Raw genomic sequence first — 21278 nt, forward strand, 5'->3', positions numbered from 1 at the left:
ACTTAAACCAAATAAATGTACAAAATTTTTACTACCAAAATGGGTGGTCTTTATGGCCGTATCCCACTAATTCGCCGTATTATGCGCCTAGTCACTGTATTCGTATTTGGCATCATGATGCAAGTATCCGCATCCTCTCTGGCACAGAAAATTACTTTAAATAAGCGCAATGCAGATTTGGAATCGGTATTCAAATCCATCCATCAGCAAAGTGGTTACGATTTCGTATTTGATACGAGAGTGATAGAAAGCGCCAGACCAGTCAACCTTAATGTTAAAGATGTAAGTTTAGATGATGCCTTGAAAGCAATGCTGGCGGGCCAGAACCTGATGTATTCAATTGAGGACAAGACAATTATTGTTCAGGAACGCTCGCTGCTAACCAAAGTGCTGGATTACTTAAAGGATAATGAGGTAGTCGGCATCGTATTGGATGAACAGGGCAAGCCTTTACCTGGCGTGGTCATCAAAATAAAAGGAACCGATCGCGCGGTTATTTCAGGAAGCAACGGGAGATTCTATACCCATGTGAATGAGAAAAATCCGGTTTTGGTTTTATCATATATTGGCTATCGCACCAAAGAGGTGCTGGCTAAAAGCAGCCTGGAAGTTAGAATGGAGCTTGATCCTGCAAAATTGGATGAGGTGATGATTATTGGCTATGGAACGACCACGCGCCGGTTCAGTACAGGTTCACAGGCAGGCATAGGTGCCCAAGAGATCGAACGTCAACCTGTCACCAACGCACTTCAAACTTTACAGGGGCGTTTGCCGGGGGTCACTATTACACAAGCTAATGGTCTTCCTGGTGCTGGGATCAATGTGCAGATCAGGGGGGTTAATTCACTGGAAAAGGCTAACCGTCCTTTCTATGTGATAGATGGAGTTCCTTTTTTATCAGAGCCGATCAGCGGTGCTGTGAGCGGAACGGCGGCACAGTCTGCTGAGGGTCAAACCAGTCCAATGAATATCATTAACCCTTCCGACATAGAAAGCATTGAGGTACTTAAAGATGCAGATGCTACTGCCATTTACGGATCAAGAGGTGCCAATGGTGTTGTGCTGATCACCACCAAAAAAGGGAAAGCGGGAAAAACGGCTTTTTCCATAAATGCGAATACAGGCATGTCAAATGTTTCACACTTTATAGACCTCCTGAATACGGATGAATATCTTGCGCTAAGACGTAAGGCATTTGCCAACAATCCGGCGGCCGTGCCATCAGCGTTCGATGCCGATTTAACCTGGGATCCGAAAGCTTACACCAACTTTCCTAAATTGCTGCTGGGAAATACCGCTAAAACTTACGATGTTACATCAAGCATATCAGGTGGGGATGTACGAACAAATTTCTACCTTAGCGGTACCTTTCATAAGGAAACCAACATCTTTCCTGGTGAACAATCATATAACAGAGGTGGTGCGCACCTAAGTGTTAACCATTCTTCCCTGGATCAACGTTTTAATTTATCGGTCTCTTCAATTTATTCCGCCGATAAAAATGATATATCGATCACTGATCTGGGTACATACGCTTATAACCTGCCACCTCACTTTCCGCTATATAATCCCGACGGTTCATTGTATTGGTCGTCAGGATTCAATAATCCGCTGGGTTTTCTCAACCAAACGAACGATGCCCGGGGAAGCAATTTTTTAACCAATGTGAATCTCAGGTACAATATTCTAAAAGGTTTGGACTTCAAAACATCACTGGGCTACAGCAAAACGGATATGAGAACAACGGCGGTACGTCCTTTAAGTTCATTAAACACTTCAGGTTCAGTACCCCGGACGACAGGCTCGGTGAATGACTCATACGTGTATACCAACAATTATATCTTTGAGCCACAGCTAACCTATAGAACACAAATCTGGAAAGGTAATCTTGAAGCTTTATTGGGCGGGTCGTGGCAGTTTAAACAGTCAAAACAACCCTACAATGTGAATGCAACAGATTTTCTATCAGATGAATTTCTATCCAATATTGGATCTGCCGCAACAAGAAATATTACCAGTTCATCTTCTGAGTTTAAATATGCTTCGGTTTTCGGACGCTTGAATTATAATGTGTTGAGCAGGTACATTGCCAATCTATCATTCAGAAGAGACGGCTCTTCCAGATTCGGACCGGAGAGAAGATTCGGGAATTTTGGTTCTGCCGGCGCCGCCTGGATATTTTCTGAAGAGAACTTTATTAAAGATAAGCTAAGTTGGTTCAGCTTCGGGAAATTGAGGGGAAGTTACGGGGTAGTTGGAAATGACGAAATAGGTAACTATCAATTTTATGACAGTTATGCAACTTCTACCTATGCCTACAATGGTATAAACGGTTTACAGCCTACAAGGTTGGCAAATAATGAATTCCAATGGGAGGAAACCAAAAAACTTGAGTTAGGATTGGAACTTGGATTTTTTCACGACCGGTTATCCCTTACGGCAGCAGCCTACCGGAACCGCACCTCAAATCAACTATTGAATTTTTCGGTAAGTCCGCAGTCAGGATTTCCTAGTTACCAGGCCAACCTTCCGGCGCTGGTAGAGAACAGTGGTGTAGAATTATCTTTGAATAGCACGAATATTCAGCAAAAGGATTTTAAGTGGACATCGTCATTCAATATTTCAAAAAATAACAATAAACTGGCAGCTTATCCCGGCATTGAAAGAACAAGCTATTTTACCAGGTATGTAGTTGGCAGACCATTGGCCTCCATCTTTGCACTTCAGTTTACAGGCATTAACCCAGCAAACGGACTGCCTGCCTTTGCAGATTTAAATGGGAGTGGTGCAGTGTCAACTGGTTTTCTTGATACAGGCCGCGGAGATCAGTATTATATAGGAACTTCTTATCCGGATTTTTTTGGAGGCCTGACAAATTCATTTACATATAAGGGAATTAATCTTGACTTCACTTTCCAGTTTGTGAAACAGAAAGCTAAAAATATGTTTGCCTCCACCTTTTATCCTCCAGGGTATCCTTATAATGCTGCTGCATCTGTGTTTCAGGAATATCTGGCTTTGGGTTCTCCGGATCAGTTGGTTACGCAGGATGCCAGAAGTGTAAATGGCAGAGCTGCTTATCTCGCTTTCCTGGACTATTCCGGATCGGATGCAAATTTTGTGGATGCTTCGTTTATTCGCATGAAAAATGTGAGTTTATCATACTCATTTCCAACAAAAATTACTTCGGGAATTAAAGCACAGAACCTGAGAATTTATGTTCAGGGGCAAAACTTATTCACCATCACCAACTATGATGGATATGATCCGGAATCTCAAGGTGTATCGGCACCACCCCTTCGCACAATCACTGCAGGTTTACAATGTACCTTTTAACTTTTAGACATGAAAATTTTGAAATCCATTCCATATTTATTGCTCTTGATTGTTATTTCTCTGTCAAGCTGTGAGAAAATGATCGAAATTGAACCACCATTGAATGAAACGCCATCGGCAGCTGTATTTACATCCGATCGAACTGCAATAGCTGCCTTATCTGGCATGTATGGTCATTTTTCACAGATTCCCATGCAAACGATAGGGCTGCCTGTATATACTTCTCTGATGGCTGACGATTTAAGGTATCTTTCTACGGTATCTGCATCTCAGGAATATAACGCTAATTCTTACAGCGCGTTGACTGCATCTGTTGAACCTTTTACAAGTTTTTACCAGGTGATCTATAGGACCAATGCAATTGTTGAAGGACTTGCTCAGTATTCCGGTACCTCCGCCAGCGTAAATAAACAACTAACAGCTGAAGCTAAATTCATGAGGGCCTATTGTTATTTTATTTTGGTCAACTTTTATGGTGATGTGCCATTGGTTCTGCAAACCAATGTGAATGTTACGGCTTATCTTCCACGTGAATCAACGGCCAACATCTATAACCAGATTGTTGCTGATCTTAATGATGCTAAAGCGAACCTTTTGTCTGATTATTCTTTCACCTCGGGTAACAGGATCGGCGTAAACAGATTTGCGGCAGCAGCGCTTCTTGCAAGGGTATATCTTTATCTGGGAAATAATGAACTTGCTCAGCGCAATGCCACTGAAGTTATTCAGGCTACAAACCTGTATTCAATGATTCCGTCTGCTACCATGGGTACTGCGCTTTTCGTAAAAAATAGTGCTGAAAGTATCTGGCAATTGTCACCTGCGGTTTCCGGCACAAACCAGTATGTTACAGAAACAGCATCATTCATTCCTGCTACTAATAACATTGCTTCGCTGAGCCATGCATTCCGATCATCCTTTCTGGATTTGTTTAATGGTACTACTGATAGGAGAAGGACGCTATGGATGAGGGATCTGACCATTTCGGGCGCTCAATATGTGATTCCGCTTAAATTTAAATACCGCACTAATGCTGAAGCAGTAACGGCAAATGTTACAGAAGCACAGGTAATTCTACGCCTCGCCGAGCAGTACCTGATCAGGGCAGAAGCAAGGGCTAAAATCGGGACCGACATTAGCGGAGCCATCAGCGATCTCAACGTTACCAGGCAACGGGCAGGATTGCCGGCAGTTGGAGCATTACCTCCGGCCACACTTCTTACTGAAATTGCGCTTGAAAACCGCAAAGAGTTTTTTTGTGAGCAGGGTTTTAGGTGGTTTAACCTTAAGCGTACTGGTCAGGCTGACGCTGTTTTGGCAGCTATAAAGCCGACCTGGAGACCGGAAGCGAAACTTTACCCCATTGCCCAATCTATCATTAACAGTAATCCCAACTTAGTTCAGTCGCCTGGATATTAAAATCACTATGAAAACAAAATGTTTTAAGGTTAAGCTCAAGCCGCTAGGCTTGGGACTTACCTTCCTATGCCTCCTATCTGGGGTGAGTTCCTGTTCTCTTTTGAAGAACAAAAAGGTAAAGCGCGGTACAACAGCGGCCGTGAGTGCTTTGCCTCCAAAACCGAAAGCAGATAGCCTGAAAAATGGATTAAAGCCTTACAAGGAAGTAATTACCAGTAAGGCAGTTAGTCAATATGGATTGATGAACGTCCATAAGGTGGCTGAAAGGTATTATTTTGAAGTTCCAAAAAAGATTATTAAACGAGATATCCTGGTCGTGTCGAGGCTTAGTGGCTCTACACCGGGGGCGGGAAGTTTTGCTGGTGAAGAAATCGGAAGAAGGATGGTATATTGGGAACAAGGGCCAGAAAACAGGCTTTTCCTTAAAGTTTCGGCGCTAATAAATGTTGCTGATTCAGCTGATATGATTGCCAAAGCGGTAACCAATTCAAATATCAATCCAATTACTGCCTCGTTCCCTATAAAAGCACTGGCTAAAGATTCCACCGCATTTATCATTGATGTGACTGAATTCTTGCTAAGTGAAAACCCTTTGCTGGCATTTAATGGCGATAGCAAAAAAAGTTTCGGGTTGAATACGCTGGCAATCGACAGATCGTTCATTAAAACGGTAAAGACTTTCCCAACGAATACCGAAATCAAAACTGTGCGCACTTATAACTCGCTGGCAGGAACTCTTCCTGGTACTGCGCTTGCAGGTGCCGTGACCATAGAATTAAATAATTCATTTTTACTGCTGCCTGAAGTGCCCATGAGTAAAAGATATAACGATCCCAGGGTGGGCTACTTTGTCAACAACTATACGAAGTTTGGTGATGATCAGCAGGCTGTTAAAAGTGAATCCTTTGTTAACCGTTGGCGCCTGGAGGTTAAAGATGAAGACCTTGAGAAATATAAAAAAGGGGAGCTTGTTGAGCCGAAAAAACAAATCGTTTATTACATTGATCCTGCTACACCTAAAAAGTGGCGACCTTATTTAATAGCTGGCATTAACGACTGGCAAAAAGCATTTGAAGATGCGGGGTTTAAAAATGCTATTATTGGAAAAGAATGGCCGGAAAGTGATTCAACGATGAGCCTGGAGGATTCACGGTATTCTGTATTAAGGTATTTTGCCTCAGCAAATGCAAATGCCTATGGCCCTAATGTATCTGATCCACGCAGTGGAGAGATTTTAGAAAGCCACATCGGCTGGTATCACAATGTGATGACTCTGGTACATAACTGGTACATGATCCAATGTGGGGCAGTAGATCCCAGAGCCCGCAAAAATGTGTTTGATGATGAGCTAATGGGGCAACTCATCAGATTTGTTTCTTCTCATGAAATTGGCCACACGCTTGGACTTCGTCACAACATGGGGGCAAGCAGTACGGTTCCGGTAGAAAAATTGAGAGATAAGGCATGGGTGGAGAAACATGGCCATACGCCTTCCATCATGGATTACGCCAGATTCAATTATGTTGCCCAGCCTGAAGACGGCATTTCACAATCGGGTTTGTTCCCGAGAATAAATGATTACGATAAGTGGGCAATAAAATGGGGATACCAGGTATTTCCAGGTACAAGAGATGCATTAGAGGAAAAGAAAATATTAAATACGGTAACAAGAGATAGCCTGGCCAGAAATAACAGGTTGTGGTTTTCAGGCGAGGGTAGAGATTATGATCCGCGTTCCCAATCGGAGGATCTAGGAGATGACGCCGTGAAAGCAAGTTTATATGGCATTAAGAATCTAAAGCGCATCGTGCCGAACTTGATTGCCTGGACCAGTGAAGAAGGAACTGACTATTCCCAGCTTAATACCATGTATCGTGCTGCAGTGGGCCAGTTAAATACTTATGCAGTCCATGTGCTTAAAAGCATGGGCGGGGTGATGGTCAATACAAAGTTGTCTGATCAGAGCGGAGCGGTATATACACCAGTAAGCCTGAAAAAACAACAGGAGGCCATCAGGTTCTTCAATGAGCAGATATTTACAACGCCTAAATGGCTGTTGGATAAAAAAATCATGATCAGGATTGATCCGGGATATAGTGGAAACAGTGTGCAAAGAATCCAACAGGATATTGTAGCCGCTGTCACCGCCCAAAGCAGGCTGTACCGTATGATCGTAAATCAGCGAGACTATGGCAAGGGTGCTTATTCGCCTTCGCAGTGGCTTAATGACCTTAAGAAAGGTATATTTTCTGAAATCTATTCTGGTTCAAGCGCCGATGAATACCGCAGGGCATTACAGAAGATGTACGTAGGGAGTATTATCACCATGTATAACAAGCGTTTTGCCCTTCAGGGATCGGTTGACAACATTATTGCTGCACTGACCCCAACAGATGTATTGCTTTATTCAAATGTTAAAGCGCTTGCTTATGCACATCTTCAGGAGTTGAGGAACGATATTGGAAAGGGCATCCCCATGACAAAAGATCGTGATACAAAAGTTCATTTACAGTACCTGAAACACATGTTGGACAAAATAATTGACGAATCCCCTATACCTGGTCTGAATTATTAATAAGATTTTTTTGATTAAGTAAACAGTTAGTGATGACTGAAACGCAGTTGGCGGATGCCGCTGCGTTTTCAAAACTTTAAAACATGAATAATAAATTGAAAATTTGTTTAATTCTCTCCGGCTTATTCTTCAGTATGTTTCCAGCTATGGCCTTGAAGCTGATTGCAATCGATACGTCTTTGTTGGTGCTGAAAAATGTAAAGGTGCTGGATTTAAAAACGGGAAGATTTTCGAAAGAGAGAAATGTCGCCATTTCAAATGGAAAGATTGTCAGTATCAAATTTCCTGAGCGTAAAATTAAAGATGCAAGAATGCTGGATCTTAAAGGAAAGTACCTTATCCCGGGATTAATTGACGGACATGTCCATGTAAGTGCAATGATGCATAATGATATGGAGAAAACATTTGCAAACCTTAACTACTATCTGCAGCACGGTATTACTTCCGTCCGTGATGCTGCTGGTGATGGCGCAGCGCTGATGAAAGCTCAGCGGCAAATTCTCGATCACACTCGTCAGGGAGCGAAAGTATATTTCTCAGCTTTTATGGCCGGGGATTGGTATTATAACCGCGGTATAAATTTAAGAAAGGAGCCATACCAACCCTGGGAGCAACTGATCACTCCGGTCACTAATTTAGACAGCGCAATGAAAGCTGCTAAGCAATCTGGTGCGACAGGTGTGAAATTGTACCATTCATTTGATAAGGTACTATTGCCGAGCGTTGCAGAAGCTGCAAAAAGAAACGGATTAAAAGTATGGGGACACGCAATGATGTATCCGGCGAATCCGATCGAAGTGCTCAGCTCGGGAGTAGAGGTGCTTAGCCATGTATTTATGCTTGAAAATTTAATTGCTGATCAGGACTTCCATAAAAGAAAGATACCGTTTAACATAAAAGACAGCATTGCCAGGAATTTTAACATTACGCCTTTTTGTGAAGTCATGAAGTCGAAGCACGCTATACTCGATGCAACTTTAAGTGTTTCTGAAGTCAGGGATCCCTGGATATTCAGCCTGCTTAAAAAAATACACGCACAAGGGGTTCAGATCAGTGCGGGTACTGATGAAATTGTTGATCTCAACAGCGAACATCCACGGTTGTTGAACGAACTCAATTCCTTTGTGGACAAGTGTGGATTCAGTACTATCGATGCAATACGCTCGGCAACAATCATAACTGCAAAAGTAATCGGACAAGAAAATGTTGTGGGATCGATCGAAAAAGGCAAAGTAGCTGATCTTTTAGTTTTGAACAGTGATCCTTTGGTGGATATTAAAAGGCTTGGAGATATTCATATGGTCATTCAGTCCGGGAGAAACATACAAATCGAACGTCACATTCGAAATGAACATTAATAATACCTAAAAAAAACACACCAGTTATATCAATAGTATATGAATTTTAATCGACTATTTAAAAGTTTTAAAATAAAGACCTTAAAAGGCTGTTTTCTGCTGATTCTTTTTCATCTGTTTAGCTTCGCTTCAAGGGCTGACAGCTATCTTATCCGTGGAGATATATTAGCCCCGGAAGATTCAAAAATATCCATGAAATATGAGTACAATGGAAAGGAGATTGTGAACTTCGGTTCTGTGCATGACAACAAAGTTGACATTCATGGCTTTTTACCGGAAATCATGATTTGTACGCTCAGCAACTCTGTTAATGATCAGGTCAAGATTGTGGTCATGGGTAATGAGAACATTTATCTTAAAGGTACATTGGCTAGATTTCACAATCTTGAAGTAGCCGATGCGCCGGAAGATGTGTTGTTTAATACCTTCTTAAGCCAAAAAGTGGCGATTACCTCAGATTACAGAAAACAGCTCAGGCAAACCAATACTGATTTCTATGATAAAAACAGCAGTGTATACCTTAACTTTCACCGCCGGATTGATAGCCTCACCTTGTCTTTTGTAAAGCAATATCCAAATGCTACAGCATCCTCACTGGCAATAATCAACAGTCACCTCAATAGTACCGATGTACTTAAGGCCGAACAATGTTATCATTCATTATCTAATCAGGCCAGGAGCGGCTACTATGCGAAACGTTTGAAAGATTTTATTGACCGTTCAAAATCGCTGCAAGTAGGAAATGCTGCAACAGATTTTTCACTAACCAATTTAAAAGGAGAAAAAGTTAAGCTTAGCGATTTTAAGGGCAGCTACATACTGCTCGACTTCTGGGCAAGCTGGTGCAAGCCATGCCGGGAGGAGCACCCAATGCTCAGGAAACTCAAAGATCGCTATCAAAATGAAAATTTCAAAATTGTGAGTGTTTCGATGGATACCAATAACAAAAACTGGAAGCAGGCGGTAGCAGATGATGGTTTGAGTTGGACCCAGTTGAACGATTCTGATGCCTTGAAGGGGGCGGTAGCAAAATCATACGCCATACTTGCCCTACCTTTTAATTGTATAGTTGATCCTCAGGGGAAAATTATCGCAACAAAGATAAGAGGTGCAGCGCTTGAAGAATTTGTTTCAAAGCTTTTTGCAGGTCATTGAGCGGAAAGGCTACGCTAGCCATTCAATATGTCTCGTCAAAAGCAATTGAATCACACAGGTGATCAGGCTATTCCAGATCCTAAAAATATTCTTTATTCAAATGATTCAATTAAAAAAGATAGTGTATAACTATACTTGAGGTGGTGAACCACAATATTCATCATCGTGCACAGTTGGAGTTTATTTTTGCTTACTAAACATATCATTATCAATTGTCTGGTTTCCAACGACCGATGGTAAAATGTAATTTAAGTAGTCTATTACTTGTTGAAGAAAGCAGTATCCGCATAACGGATACTGCAAATTAAACTAATTTCCTTGTGCGGCATAGGAGACTTCCTGCCATTCCTCCCAGGTTTTCATACGTTGGTCATATACGTGTTTTATCCATTGGAAACCGACCCTGCCGAGGATTAATCTCAGTGGAGGATTCTCTGTATCAACAAGTTTAAGTACGGCATGTGCGGTTGCTTCAGGTACGCCCCAGTCCCCGGCGTTGTTACCTGCAGCGAGCTGTTCCCTAACTTGATCATAGTGAGCCAGTGGCTCACTTTGCATTCCAGAGGTTGTGGCGAATTCTGTCTTGAATCCGTTTGGTTCAAGTATGCTTACTTTTATTCCAAACGTGCTAACCTCTGCCGCCAGCGCCTCACTTATGCCTTCAACCGCAAACTTTGAAGCGCTGTATAGTCCTAAAGTGGGAAAGGCAAGCAGTCCTAATGCGCTTGAAACTTGAATGATATGACCGGCGCTTTGTTCGCGCATGATTGGAATGACTGCCTGGGTTACCCATAACAAACCGTAAACATTGGTTTCAAACTGTACTCGTATTTCGTCCTCTTCTAATTCTTCTATAGCTCCAGTGTGACCATATCCGGCATTATTTATGAGCACGTCGATAGTGCCAAAATGTTCTTTGGCTTTCTCAACAGCTTCAAAGCATGCAGATTTATCGGTGACATCCAACTTCAAGGCTAGTAAACTATTAGGATAATTTTTTAAAAGGCCTGTTAAGGTCTCGGGATTTCTAACTGCAACCACCACCTGATCGCCACGTTTTAAAAATGCTTCTGCCCATATACGCCCCAGGCCGCGAGACGCTCCTGTAATAAAAATTGTCTTTGTCATTATTTTTTTATTGATTTAAAATTCAATTACAAAGTTCACTGCTACATAGATCATTTTATGATACAAAAGTGGGTAATCATAGAACGATATTACGTTTTCATCGGTTTGGATTTTAAGTTGATGGAGTTTTGAAAGGGGATAACCAGAGGGTGTAAATCAAAACGACAGGAGTGGAGACTGTATCGCAAAAGCAACAGACACAGCAACACGTAAAGGAAAAGAAAGACGCGGTGAGTAAGGTAAGGGTTTGTTTGCCTGGTGGGAGGAGTGGTGTTGGCGGCTTGGTTATAGGGGAAGCGAACGAGGAATGCTTGTTTAACGTTAAACTTTTACATCAGTCAGCTGTTTAGATGGAAAACTAACCGGATGAAGAACTATTTGTTATGTACCATTTTCTGTTTATTCAACTTTCAAGCCCTGGCGCAAAGAGGCCATTATTCGCTATTTAAGCCTGTTCCGAAAGATAGCTTAAGGGAAATAGAAACTGACCGCCCTGATGTTACCGAAAGTCCGCAGACTGTGGATGCAGGTCATGTTCAGTTTGAAACCGACCTGTTCCGTTTCCAGCGACAAAAGAGTGAGGAGGGCAGAACGGATGAATATCTTTTTAACCAGATGAATATAAAGTTAGGATTGACAAGGTCAACAGCTGTGCAGCTGAATTTTGAGACCTATTCGGTAAAGAAAGATTTCGACAATGAAGGGCAGGGAGAACGTAGTGGCGGGTTCGGCGATGTTACCTTTCGGTTGAAACAAAACCTGATGGGCAATGATAAGGGAAAATTTGCCATTGCACTGCTTCCCTATCTTAAGTTTCCCACCTCAAAGGCAGATCCGGAAAGCCGGTATGAGGGTGGTTTCATTATCCCCATGGGTTTTAAATTCAATAAAGACTGGAAGCTGGGCATGCAGGTAGAAGCCGACCGGCTACAGGATGAGGTAGGTATGGGCCACCACAATGAGCTTCTGCAAACCCTCACCCTTGCGCATCATTTGAGCGAAAAAATGGAAGCGATTGCCGAGACATATTATACCTATGACATAAAGGCGGAGCACTTCAGGAACTTTCTAAATGCAGCCCTGCAGGTTGAAGTTTCCAGGGATCTGCTTATAGATGGCGGCTTGAACTACGGTCTTCAACATGATGCCCGGAAAAACTACTTCCTTGGATTATCCTTCCGGCTTTAAGTGACCCTTTCAGTTTCGAAACTTCTGATCATATACCGATTGTTATGACGGGTACCCATCAAAGGATCAACCAGATGATACTTGACTATACAGCCAACGATTTGTCGCTAAACCTTTTAATATTTATCAGCGGTTAAGCCGGATCAGTCACGCCCTCTTGTAAATTTGCCGCTTTAAAACCCGAAACAACTCCCAAATGATGCGTCCTGACAGAGAAATTCTTGCTGGCCTGGTAGAAGGCTCGCCGTACCCGGTCTATCTGATTATGGGAGATGATTTGCGGATTGCTGTTGCCAATAGTGCAACGCTCAAAGCCTGGGGGAAGGACCAGCGTGTGATAGGGATGCGATTTGGAGATGCTTTACCCGAGCTTGCGAATCAGCCTTTCGAAGCCTTGCTGAGGAGGGTAATGGCTACCGGAGAAGCATATCATGCCGTAAATGACAGGGCTGAGCTGATGATTAATGGGAAATTAACAGTTGCTTATTATACTTTCAGTTACCAGCCAATAGCTGAACCATCAGGGAAAATTGTTGGCGTAGCCTGTTACGCCACTGATGTGACGGAGCTGGTGAATAACCTGGCAACGATACAGGAGCTAAACGCCAAAGAGCTCGCTGCAAATTCTGCTCTTACCGCGGCAAATGAAAGGCTTGCCACAATTAATGAGGAATTAGCTTATACGAATGACGAGTTGATTAAATCCTACAATCACCTGGAAACAAGTGAGGAACGTTTCAGGAATCTGATTCAGCAGGCCCCGTTTGCCATTTGCGTAATCAGGGCAGGTGACCTGATCGTTACAGATGTTAATGAGCGGTACCTGGAGTTGGTTGGTAAAACCCGTAAGCAGGTTGACGGCAAAGTGATTTGGGATGGCGTACCGGAAGCCGCTGATTATTATGCTTCAATAATGAATGGTGTGATCGCCACCACTATCCCTTATGTTGCGAAGGAGGACGAATTAACCCTGATACGCGATGGCGTTGCGGAACAGGTATTTGTTGATTTTGTATATGAGCCTGTGTTGGGCTTTGATGGGGCTGTAACGGCGATAATGGTCGTGGTAATCGACGTATCTGAAAAGGTGAATGCACGCAAATCAATTGAGGAAATTGAGGAAAGGATGCGCCTGGCTACACAGGCTGCGGATATTGGTATTTATGAGTTGAACTATGCAACCAATGAACTGACCACCTCGGCACGATTCGATGAGATTCTGGGACTGGAGAAACCAACCAGAGAAGATATCCTTTCATTGTACCATCCTGATGATGTTCATTTGAGCGGGCAGGCCCATCAGGAGGCCAGAGAAACCGGTAACATTTTTTATGAAGCCAGGCTTTTTCCTCCTAACAATACAATGAGATGGGTGAGGTTCCAGGCGCGGATATTCTACGATTCCAATAATGAGCGTGAGCGGGTAATTGGTACCGCGGTCGACATTACCGAGTACAAAGGACTGCAGCAACAAAAGGATGATTTTATCTCCATTGCCAGTCATGAACTAAAAACCCCCATTACCACTTTGAAGGCTTCCCTGCAACTGCTGGAACGCATGAAAAATAATGTCAATCCGGCGATGTTTCCTAAACTCGTGGATCAATCATCGCGAAGCATCAATAAAATTACCAGTCTTGTAGATGATCTTCTTAATGTTTCCAGAATGAGCCAGGGCGAGGTACCACTCCAAAAGGATTGGTTTAATGCCGTAGCCTTGTTGGAGGGCTGCTGCAGCCACATCAGGGATGCAGGAACGCACAGGCTGGTTGTAACCGGTGATAAAAGTCTTACAGTGCATGCTGATGAGCACCGGATAGATCAGGTGGTGGTTAACCTGGTGAATAATGCCGCTAAATATGCGCCGGTGAATAGTAACATTTACCTGGATGTGGTTCAGGAAAATAGATTTGTCAAAATATCTGTTAGAGACAATGGTCCCGGTATACCGACCGAAAAACTCCCTTATCTCTTCGACCGCTATTTCAGAGCAGATGAAAGCGGAAGTCAGATCTCCGGACTGGGTTTAGGACTTTACATCAGTGCCGATATTGTTCGCCGACATGGTGGAGAAATTGGTGTAGATAGTAAGGTGGGCGAGGGCAGCAATTTTTGGTTTACGCTGCCCTGGTTAATATGAGTAGGGTACCTGGAAACAATTAATGATCCAAATAGTTACTCTCTTTTATTAAACCCTGTCGAATCTTTTTGTTTCAATTTAATAATTTGGCTACGCAAATTTCTCAACAGCGCCAACTATTGACGAATTCATTTGTCTAGATAGTTGTAGGAAATGACCATGTTTTTTAACCGCTTCTGACTATGGTAACCCTATTACACTTCAATTGCTACGGCACCTGCAGTAGCCACTTCGTGATCCTGATCAACAGTTCCTCCTGAGACACCAATGGCACCTATAATGGTTCCATTCACATCTTTTAGAACTACGCCGCCGGGGAAAGTAATTAAACCGCCGTTGGAATGTTCAATATTGTATAAAGGCTGCCCAGGCTGCGACAATTTCCCTATTTCACCTGAATTCATGTCGAAGAACCTCGCTGTTTTCGCTTTTTTTATAGAGATGTCAATCGATCCCAGCCAGGCGTTGTCCATTCTATGGAAGGCTTTTAAATTAGCCCCTTCATCTACTACAGCGATATTCATGGGTACTCCAATTTCGTTGGCTTTGGCTTTAGCTGCTGATGATAACTTTTCTACTAATTCTAATGTCAGACTCATAATTTTATATTGATTAATGTATAGAAGTAACATTGCCGACTGGTTATTGTTCTGGTATTCAGCTAAATTTGTTATTCTGCAGGGGAATGCCTGATCCAGAACAACGACCTAAGGTTAGGCTGACTTACTGGTCGAGATTCCCCAAGGTTTAGCGGATAACTTATCTGCATTTTCCTTGCACTTTGTATGCATTTTCCTTGCATATTGTTTGCCTAAATGCAAAAAAAACCCAGCTTAGGCTCATTTAAACCGCCTTATTTTTATTAAAATTCCCTTAAACCCACTAAGAAGGCACTTTTTTTATAATAGTGTCAATAGTTGTGACATAATTTTTTGATTTTACTTAATTTCCGATAGTTCCAATGTTCATATAGAAAATTAGCGGCAAAACATTAGTAATTGTAATCTAAAGTCATATATTTGCGGCTCTAAGTTCCCATAGTTCAATGGATAGAATTGTGGTTTCCGGTACCACCGATGGGGGTTCGAATCCCTCTGGGAACACTTGAAGGGACGATTGTTAAATCATCCCTTTTTTTATTGACAATCGTTACTCCTAAATTACTCATTTTAAGATAGTTGATTAATAGAAGAATTATCATCGCAGGTGTTCAACAGATGCTGTTTATAGTAGAGATCAGAGTTGAAGACCAAACTTTAAAACTCCCGCTTTTCAAGCATATCCAAGCTATGAAATATAGATTCCTCCGGATATGACCAATATGATCTTCAATTAGGTTAATCACAAACAGAAATAGCGTGCAGGAGTATTATAATTGAACAATTCGTTGCTTTCACTTCTTTTGCCTGATCATTTTTTTTCTTGTTTGCAAAAGTGCCGGACTTTCAATGTCTAAGGTCATGTTTTGGCTTTAGAAATGGGTAACATTCTTATTGATTTTAACGATATATCTTGGACGCTCCACTAATTATTTTGTAATTTACTTTCAGTATGAACCGTAAACCAGATATAAATGCTAAACCGTAGAAAATTCCTCAACTACGCTGCAACCGCAATGGGAACCACTGCCATGCTTTCTGCCTTAGACAATCCTGCCTATGCCCTTTTTAACAAGACTATTGGGGCAAACGACCAAATCAATATTGGTGTAATAGGAATCAAAGGCATGGGATGGTCTGACCTCAAAGCGGCCCTCAAAGTACCAGGCGTAAATCTGATCGCCCTGTGTGACAGTGATGCAAATGTACTTGATGAAAGGATCGCCGAATTAAAGTCGATGAATGTTGACGCCGCAAAAGTAAAACGATATAAAGATTATCGTGCGCTGCTTGATAATAAAGATGTTGATGCCGTAATTATCGGAACACCTGATCACTGGCATGCCCTGATGATGATTCATGCAGTACAGGCAGGTAAAGATGTATATGTTGAAAAGCCAGTCGGTAATTCTATTGTTGAATGCAGTACCATGGTTAAAGCACAGGAAAAATATAATAAGGTTGTACAGGCAGGCCAATGGCAGCGCAGTCAGCAACATTTTAAAGATGCTGTTGATTTTGTAAAGAGCGGCCAGCTTGGAAATATCAGAACGGTGAAAGTATGGTGTTACCAGGGCTGGATGAAACCTGCTCCGGTGGTACCGGATACCTTACCTCCTGCAGGCGTTGATTATGCCATGTGGCTTGGGCCGGCGAATAAAAGAGCCTACAATGCCAGCAGATATCATTTCAATTTCCGCTGGTTCTGGGATTATGCAGGTGGGTTAATGACCGACTGGGGAGTGCATTTATTGGATTATGGCTTGCTGGGCATGAATTCTCCTGTACCAAAAACCATATCTGCATTGGGTGGCCGCTTTGCTTATCCTGATCTGTATGAAGAGACGCCTGATACGCTGACCACCTTATATGAGTTTGACAAGTTTAACATGGTATGGGACTCTGCTATGGGCATTGATAATGGCTCTTATAACCGCAATCACGGGATTGCCTATATTGGTAACAACGGCACACTGATCCTCAACAGGCAAGGCTGGGAAGTTATTGAAGAAAAGGTAAGTGGGAATAAAGTGAGCAAGCCCTTTGTTAAATCATCAGATAATGGTTTGGACAATCATATGGTCAATTTCTTTAGTGTGGTCAGATCCAGAAAAAAAGAAGAGCTGAACTGCTCTATACAAGATGCTGCGCATGTAGCTACTGTTGCTCAAATGGGAAATCTTGCCTTCAGAAGCGGACAAAAATTATCATGGGACAATGCCAAACACGAGTTTACAGATAAACAGGTCAACCATAAATACCTGCTGGCCAAGTATCATAACGGTTACAGCTTACCCAAATTTTGATTCGACTAATCTATCAAAGTTGTTTCCTTGAATACAGGGAATGTTGAATTTTTAGCACACTTTTCTGGCTTCCTGGAGGTTCGGGGAGTTTGTAAACGAAAAAGGACCGCGAAAGCGATCCTTTATGATATAAACCAAACAAACTAAAATCCGGTAACCACTCCGGATAGATATGATCACTTAATAACAGATTTCTTTAAGAATTGTTTCAGCTAGCCATACGGTATCCTCCAGGGGAATCAGGTGTCCGCTGCGGTCTGTGAAAATAATTTCAGTAGTAGCAGGAAGATTTGGAATTGTTTCAGCTCTGGTCATGGCATCTGTGATTGCGGGATCGCTATGGGATACAATTAGTGAAACCGGAACGGAAAGTGTTTTGGTATATTCGGCAATTGAGTGATGTATTCCTTTATCTATCCACCATTTCCGGGTTTCAGGGTGAACCTGTTGAGTTGTGAGTATGGCGGTTTCAAGCTTTGCATCGCTAAGCTCAATATTGATACTGTCCCTAACACTCTTTTTTGCTGAAGGTTCATCGGGTGCTAATCGCATTTCTTTTTGTTGCGCTTCAGGCATTTTTTCTACGCCCGGAGGTGATGGTGCCACCAGTATCACCTGTTTGACTTTTCCGATATCCCGATCATCTACCGCACACTGCAGGGCCAGTTTACCGCCCATCGAATGGCCGATCAGTATGTAGCTTTCCAGTCGGAGTTGCCTTAATGCTCCTGTAATATAATCTGAATAGCCTTGAATTGAGGGTTGAGGCAGGGGAGGGGTATTCCCAAAACCGGGCAGATCAAGTGCTATGCAATTGAACTTTCCCCTAAGATTTTCGATCACCCATTTCCAGGTGATTGCTGCACCACCGAAGTAGTGTAAAAATACCAGTGCGGGACGGTCAGTTGTTGCACTGGTATTTTTGGTATAATGTTCGTGTTGTGTTGTCATTAAAATGCAGATTCGACAGCGCCACCGTCTACCCGATAGTTACTGCCATTTACAAAACTGGCCAGTTCAGATGACAGAAACGCAATGACGTTCGCCACTTCATTGGTTTTTCCCCTGCGGCCAACAGCAAGGTTTGGCCGTTTGTTTTTAAGAAACCATTTAATGGCTTCATTTTTATCTGTACCACGTTCTTCAGCCAGGTCTTCCATCATCGCATCTGTCATTGGTGTGGCAATGAACGCTGGTGATACACAATTGAAGAGTAATCCATCCTTAGAATAGGATCGTGAAAGGCATTTGGATAAGTTAATGATTCCTGCTTTACAGGCATTATATGGCGATTCTTCTTCGTAAGGCTGGTAGGCATTTTCTGAGGCCACCAGTACTACCCGTCCCCAGCCGTTTTGCTGCAGATGTGGAATAAACGCCCGGCACAAGCGTACGGCGCCAAGCAAATCCACCTCTATGGTTTCCTGCCAGTCGTGATCGCTTAGCGTAAGAAAATCGCCTGCTGCCCCACGTGCGCCGGCGCAGTTGATTAGGATATGCGCCAGTCCAAACTGCGCTTCAACCTCTTTGGCAAGATTCAATACGCTTTCGTTTTTCGACAGATCTACAGTGATTGCCTTTGCTTCAACACCATCCACCTCGCTTTTTAATTCTTCCAGGGCCTGGGCTAGTTTTTCTTCTTCAACATCCGCCAGAATAATTCTAGCGCCTGCTTTTGCCAGTAATTTTGCTGTTTCCAATCCTATTCCCGAATCTCCGCCGGTAATTACGGCTACTTTGTCTTTGATATTTAAATCCATCTATTTATTTTTTATGATTTGCTCATGTTAGTGTTGCTACATCCATTGTTCTTCAGGCCTTTTCGGCAATCCTGATTTCGGTTAATGCTATAGGTGCAGCCTTCAGTGCAGCTCTGAATGCCTCATTGTTTTTAAATTTTAATTGTTTAATGGTCCTGGTTTCATACCGAACGGTGAACTCATCTGCATCGAAGGGCCATGGCTTTACCACGATTGTCTTTTGTATTTCGCTCAAGCTATAAGCTACTCCGTCTGGTCCGGAGCTGATTTCGATATGGCGGTTTTCGGGTGGTATCTGGCCCTGACAAATCAAAAGCGAAAAGGCATCGCAAAATTCTAAAAGCTGATAAGCGCTGTCGGCTTCTGATGCAGACACGCCGGCTTCTTTCAGCCATTTTTTTTCCTGCTTTTTCAAGCTGGAAAGGAAAGACCTGGCCAGCGGATCTTCGCCATGGGTAAATGCGATGTGCCTGGAAAGAAGCAAGGCTACAAACCTGCTCTTGGTGAGGGCCATATCCATCAACCTGGATGTGGCATCCAGATCGAAACGGGTAGCCTTGAAATTTATTGGTGCGCCATTCTCGTCGATTAGCGGATCGCGTTCAAACTCGTTATAGATATCGTCGTGTTCAGCAGTTGCAGTTAATGTTTCCACCCAATGCGCTGGCTGGTTGGATAACTTCCACCTGGCGCAAACCTGACCTGCAAGAAGGCCGTGTGCCCGTTGGGTGATAATCTGCCAGCCAACACCATTATAATTAACAATCATACTATAGTAGAAATTTTATTTAGGCTTTTCATGGGAGTAAATTTGCGTTATAATAACAAGGCCAGTGGTAGCATTGTTCAGGAAAAATAAAAAGAGTATTAGAATTCTTGACTGAAAGTCATCATCTACAATGAGGCCCCCCTAATCCACGTAATTTTAGTATATTGAGGTTAACGCAATTGATCGGGTGATCAATGGTTAAACTAAAACATAAAGATTTGGCTTTAAAGAAATCAGGATTTTTCAGGGGTGCCCGCATGCCCTTCAAGAAAAAAGAAGCGGAACACAAAATCAATGACTTCATTTTATCAACTGAAGTACGCCTGATAGGCGAGAATGTAGAACCGGGAATTTATTCCCTGGGAAAGGCAAAGGAAACAGCAGCCACCTTAGGGTTGGATCTGGTTGAGATTACGCCAAATGCACAGCCTCCGGTTTGTCGCATTATTGAATACAGCAAATTTCTCTACGAACAGAAGAAAAAGCAAAAAGAGATTAAGTCGAAGGCAAAACAGACGATTATTAAAGATATCCGCTTTGGCCCGAATACCGATGATCATGACTTCCAGTTCAAACTAAAGCATGCCTTTTCATTTCTGGAAAGCGGTGAAAAAGTGCGCGCTTACGTACATTTTAAAGGAAGGGCGATTGTTTATAAGGAGCAAGGTGAGATTCTGTTACTTAAATTTGCGCAGGCACTGGAAGCTGTTGGTAAGGTGGAGCTTCTGCCTAAGCTGGAGGGAAAACGCATGTTTCTGACTGTCGGTCCCAGGAGTGCTAAAAAATAATCCACACCAATGTTATTCGAGCGACTGGTGTATGCTGAAACGATCATCAGTAAAGGATATAAACAAAAAAATCCCGTCCATTTGGGCGGGATTTTTATACTGAAGTGTATTATTAAATTGCTTCGTGAGCATCGCGTAATGCTTTGATTGAGTCATGGCTGGCGTTGATACCGTCTTGTTGTTTTAACAATACGGTTCTGATTTGCTCACCCAATTCATTTTCTGACAAAGCCTCTCTGTATGCTTTTTTGATGGCATCTTCACCACGCTCACATTCTTCAAGAATGCTATGGCGATCATCACCACCAAAGCTGGCTTTAATGTCAATCCATGCACGGTGAATGGTACCTAAAATGGTGTTGCCCACAGTTGGGTCTTCACCTTGTCTTCCAACTAAACCTGCAAGTTCAGTTACATTTTCACGGCTACCTGTTGCCAGTTTTTCGAAAACCGCTTTCAAATCGATGTTTTCTTCGCTTAGGTCTTTTGCAGCTTTTTCAAATCCGTCTGCACGATCGTTGTTAATCTGAATAAGGTCGTTTAAAACCTCTACAGTTTTTGGTGTATTTTCCATAGTTATAATTTTTAAATAGATATGCATTAGAACACAGCGGTAGCTTTAAAAGTTTTGTTAATTTTTCAAATAGCTCTTATAGCTATTGGATTTTAACCTGCCGGACGAGGGGCAAGGGTGGTGAAGAATGGCGGGACTAAATTTTTCTATAAGTTGTTCAGATTTCAGGTATTGTTAAATTAT

16 protein-coding genes and 1 tRNA gene are annotated in these 21278 nt (G+C 42.6%); 11 read left to right on the top strand and 6 right to left on the bottom strand.

Features of this window, described 5'->3' with window-relative positions:
- Positions 1-15: 15 nt before the first annotated feature.
- From AC570I_RS13425 to AC570I_RS13445, 5 genes are all read left to right on the top strand, one after another.
- A complete protein-coding gene (locus AC570I_RS13425; protein ID WP_497405828.1) occupies positions 16-3336 on the top strand; it encodes a TonB-dependent receptor in 3321 nt (1106 codons plus the stop codon).
- A gap of 9 nt (positions 3337-3345) precedes the next feature.
- Positions 3346-4755 carry a RagB/SusD family nutrient uptake outer membrane protein gene (locus tag AC570I_RS13430; RefSeq protein ID WP_497405829.1) on the top strand — a complete coding sequence of 470 codons (1410 nt, stop codon included), beginning with the start codon at positions 3346-3348 and terminating at the stop codon, positions 4753-4755.
- Between the two features lie 7 nt (positions 4756-4762).
- Positions 4763-7330: a zinc-dependent metalloprotease gene (locus AC570I_RS13435; RefSeq protein WP_497405830.1), complete on the top strand. Its 2568-nt coding sequence runs from the start codon at positions 4763-4765 to the stop codon at positions 7328-7330.
- An 83-nt stretch (positions 7331-7413) separates the two neighbouring features.
- Complete coding sequence (locus AC570I_RS13440; protein ID WP_497405831.1) at positions 7414-8688, top strand: amidohydrolase family protein; 1275 nt, start codon at positions 7414-7416, stop codon at positions 8686-8688.
- 39 nt (positions 8689-8727) lie between these two features.
- Positions 8728-9843: a TlpA family protein disulfide reductase gene (locus tag AC570I_RS13445; protein ID WP_497405832.1), complete on the top strand. Its 1116-nt coding sequence runs from the start codon at positions 8728-8730 to the stop codon at positions 9841-9843.
- Between the two features lie 309 nt (positions 9844-10152).
- On the opposite strand, the gene AC570I_RS13450 is transcribed toward AC570I_RS13445, so the two are convergent.
- Complete coding sequence (locus AC570I_RS13450; protein ID WP_497405833.1) at positions 10153-10971, bottom strand: SDR family NAD(P)-dependent oxidoreductase; 819 nt, start codon at positions 10969-10971, stop codon at positions 10153-10155.
- Between the two features lie 170 nt (positions 10972-11141).
- On the opposite strand from AC570I_RS13450, the gene AC570I_RS13455 reads away from it, so the two are divergent.
- The 3 genes from AC570I_RS13455 to AC570I_RS13465 all read left to right on the top strand — a co-directional run bounded on the left by AC570I_RS13455 (position 11142) and on the right by AC570I_RS13465 (position 14299).
- The gene (locus tag AC570I_RS13455) at positions 11142-11321 is read left to right on the top strand and encodes a hypothetical protein (protein ID WP_497405834.1); all 180 of its coding nucleotides are present in this window, start codon (positions 11142-11144) and stop codon (positions 11319-11321) included.
- Positions 11322-11337: 16 nt separating this feature from the next.
- Positions 11338-12159 carry a transporter gene (locus tag AC570I_RS13460; protein WP_497405835.1) on the top strand — a complete coding sequence of 274 codons (822 nt, stop codon included), beginning with the start codon at positions 11338-11340 and terminating at the stop codon, positions 12157-12159.
- Positions 12160-12355: 196 nt separating this feature from the next.
- Positions 12356-14299: an ATP-binding protein gene (locus AC570I_RS13465; protein WP_497405836.1), complete on the top strand. Its 1944-nt coding sequence runs from the start codon at positions 12356-12358 to the stop codon at positions 14297-14299.
- Positions 14300-14493: 194 nt separating this feature from the next.
- Here AC570I_RS13465 and AC570I_RS13470 read toward each other — a convergent pair whose 3' ends face one another.
- Complete coding sequence (locus AC570I_RS13470; protein WP_497405837.1) at positions 14494-14898, bottom strand: GlcG/HbpS family heme-binding protein; 405 nt, start codon at positions 14896-14898, stop codon at positions 14494-14496.
- 432 nt (positions 14899-15330) lie between these two features.
- Here AC570I_RS13470 and AC570I_RS13475 point away from each other — a divergent pair.
- Both AC570I_RS13475 and AC570I_RS13480 read left to right on the top strand, forming a co-directional pair.
- A tRNA-Arg gene (locus AC570I_RS13475) sits at positions 15331-15402 on the top strand.
- Between the two features lie 470 nt (positions 15403-15872).
- Entirely contained in the window at positions 15873-17204 is a 1332-nt protein-coding gene (locus AC570I_RS13480; RefSeq protein WP_497405838.1) for a Gfo/Idh/MocA family protein, read from the top strand.
- 180 nt (positions 17205-17384) lie between these two features.
- Here AC570I_RS13480 and AC570I_RS13485 read toward each other — a convergent pair whose 3' ends face one another.
- The 3 genes from AC570I_RS13485 to AC570I_RS13495 are packed head-to-tail and all read right to left on the bottom strand — an operon-like array spanning position 17385 to position 19733.
- Positions 17385-18155 (bottom strand): alpha/beta fold hydrolase, encoded by a 771-nt coding sequence (locus tag AC570I_RS13485; protein WP_497405839.1) that lies wholly within the window; start codon positions 18153-18155, stop codon positions 17385-17387.
- Positions 18155-18964 (bottom strand): SDR family NAD(P)-dependent oxidoreductase, encoded by an 810-nt coding sequence (locus tag AC570I_RS13490; RefSeq protein WP_497405840.1) that lies wholly within the window; start codon positions 18962-18964, stop codon positions 18155-18157. Before AC570I_RS13490 ends, AC570I_RS13485 begins: the two co-directional genes overlap by 1 nt.
- A gap of 52 nt (positions 18965-19016) precedes the next feature.
- Complete coding sequence (locus AC570I_RS13495; RefSeq protein ID WP_497405841.1) at positions 19017-19733, bottom strand: DUF3891 family protein; 717 nt, start codon at positions 19731-19733, stop codon at positions 19017-19019.
- A gap of 218 nt (positions 19734-19951) precedes the next feature.
- Between AC570I_RS13495 and infC the strand changes: the two genes are divergently transcribed.
- Complete coding sequence (gene infC / locus AC570I_RS13500) at positions 19952-20521, top strand: translation initiation factor IF-3 (RefSeq protein ID WP_497406130.1); 570 nt, start codon at positions 19952-19954, stop codon at positions 20519-20521.
- A 112-nt stretch (positions 20522-20633) separates the two neighbouring features.
- Here the strand turns inward: infC and AC570I_RS13505 are convergent, their stop codons facing one another.
- Positions 20634-21095 carry a PA2169 family four-helix-bundle protein gene (locus tag AC570I_RS13505; RefSeq protein ID WP_047799391.1) on the bottom strand — a complete coding sequence of 154 codons (462 nt, stop codon included), beginning with the start codon at positions 21093-21095 and terminating at the stop codon, positions 20634-20636.
- Positions 21096-21278 lie beyond the last annotated feature (183 nt).

This window comes from Pedobacter sp. A2324, assembly GCF_059693705.1.